Origin of the sequence: Sandarakinorhabdus sp., from assembly GCF_031422795.1 — a bacterium.
Classification (GTDB): Bacteria; Pseudomonadota; Alphaproteobacteria; order Sphingomonadales; family Sphingomonadaceae; genus Sandarakinorhabdus.
Genome location: NZ_JANPML010000266.1, coordinates 1 through 1,826, shown reverse-complemented (window position 1 = coordinate 1,826; position 1,826 = coordinate 1). Strand labels below are relative to the sequence as shown.

Here is a 1,826-nt window from a genome sequence, read left to right as displayed (position 1 = left end):
GGGAATTTTTCAGCCCTGCTAGCCGCCCATGCGGCGGATGTGATGCCACAGCCGTTCCACCAACCGGTCGTGCGGATCCCAGCCCAACACGTCCATGGGGTTTTCCACGAACGGTGACAGGCCGTTGATATCGTGGAAACGCGGCGTGCCGCACACATCATCGATCATATATTCGATGCTGCAAACTTCCATGCCGGCTTCGCGCGCCAGCATTTCGGCGGCGGCAATCAGATTGGGCGGCGGTTCGGCGCGGCGGCGGCGGCGTTGGGCCAGGCGGAGCAGCCGATCATCTGGGCAGGCCAGCATCAGTGCATCTTCGGCGGCGGCGACGTCGACCCCGTAAAGATAGCGGCCACCCAGCACCTCGATGCGGGTCGTGGTGCCGCCGCGCGGATTGACCAGGGCCTGGCACAGCCACACGCCATTGGCCGATGGCGGCAATGTACCGGCTTCGGCGGCTGCCGCCAGCGACTGCCGATCGTCAAAACGGGTGACGCCAGAGCCGAAGCCTGACACATCGGCCTTTACCACCACCGGAAAGCCGATGGTTGTGGCCGCCGCCAGCAGCGCCGCGGAATCATGCACGACGCGGGTAGCGGGCGCCGCCAGCCCCAGCCGGTTGATCAGCGCCAGTTGCCGCGCCTTGCTGGCATCGATCGCCATCGCTTCGGCACCGTTCAGCACCAGCGCCCCCTGCCCGGCCCAGTGATCGAGCAGGGCCATGGCGTAATAGACCGGGTGATGCACGCCGTGGCGCGCCGAACTCATGGCGATGCGGTTGAAAATCACCGGTGCTGGCGGCTGACCCCCGATCGGATCAAAGCCGTGACCGGCGCTGTGCACCGGGAGATAATCGATGCCGGCGCGGGACAGCGCGGCAAACAGCGGCTGAAACCCATCGGCGTGATCATGAACGATTGCCAGTTGATACATGCACGTCCCCGGCCTGCCGCACTGCACAGGCCACTTCTTCTTCGATTGCCAGACTGGGTAAAATTACCCTCCGTTGCAATACGTAATAGGATTAGCCCGTATTTCCGCAACGCAACATAGCGCCGCACATGCGGCGACACAAAAATAACCAAAGGGGGCAATATCATGCCGGCGACCCTGGCAAAATCAGGCAGCCTTTTCCTGGCGATGATCATCGCATTGTTCGGCATGGCGCAGGCGCAGGATACTGCCTTTGCCGTGCACATGGGCATCATGGCGCTGGCGGCGCTCATTGCCGCGCTGGCAGTGATGAAGGGCGCCGATCTGTCGGGCCAGCTTGCCGACAATGAACATCAATATGATGATGCGCCGGTGCGGTGGGGTGTGATCGCCACCACATTCTGGGGCGTCGTCGGGTTGCTGGCCGGGCTCTACATCGCCATGCAACTGGCCTGGCCGGTGTTCAATCTGGGTTTTGAATACACCAGCTTTGGTCGGCTGCGGCCGCTGCACACCTCGGCGGTGATCTTTGCCTTTGGCGGCAACGCGCTGATCTGCACCAGCTTCTTTGTCGTGCAGCGCACCTGCCGGGCGCGGCTGGCCTTCCCCGGCATGGCTCGTTTCGTGTTCTGGGGCTATCAATTGTTCATCGTTCTGGCGGCCACCGGCTATGTGCTGGGCGTCACCGAAGCACGCGAATATGCCGAACCGGAATGGTATGTCGATCTGTGGCTTACCGTGGTCTGGGTCGCCTATCTTCTGGTGTTTGGCGGCACCATCATCAAGCGCCGCGAACCGCATATCTATGTCGCCAACTGGTTCTATCTGGCCTTCATCATCACCGTGGCGATGCTGCACATCGTCAACAATCTGTCGCTGCCGGTCAGCTGGGC

Annotated in this window: 2 protein-coding genes; one reads left to right on the top strand and one right to left on the bottom strand. The window is 62.4% G+C overall.

All coding sequences use genetic code 11. The annotated features are described in order from the left end of the window. Window positions 1–18 precede the first annotated feature (18 nt). Window positions 19–933, bottom strand: coding sequence for an alpha-L-glutamate ligase (locus RMO81_RS09620; protein ID WP_310475626.1), 915 nt, complete (start codon window positions 931–933; stop codon window positions 19–21). Between the two features lie 165 nt (window positions 934–1,098). Between RMO81_RS09620 and RMO81_RS09615 the strand changes: the two genes are divergently transcribed. Next, window positions 1,099–1,826 (top strand): cbb3-type cytochrome c oxidase subunit I (locus RMO81_RS09615; protein ID WP_409049603.1); only part of this gene is annotated, 728 nt, incomplete at its 3' end.

What these genes read in the sequence shown, in the direction of transcription:
- RMO81_RS09620 (WP_310475626.1), bottom strand. Translation starts at nt 933, where the DNA reads ATGTATCAACTGGCAATCGTTCATGATCACGCCGATGGGTTTCAGCCG.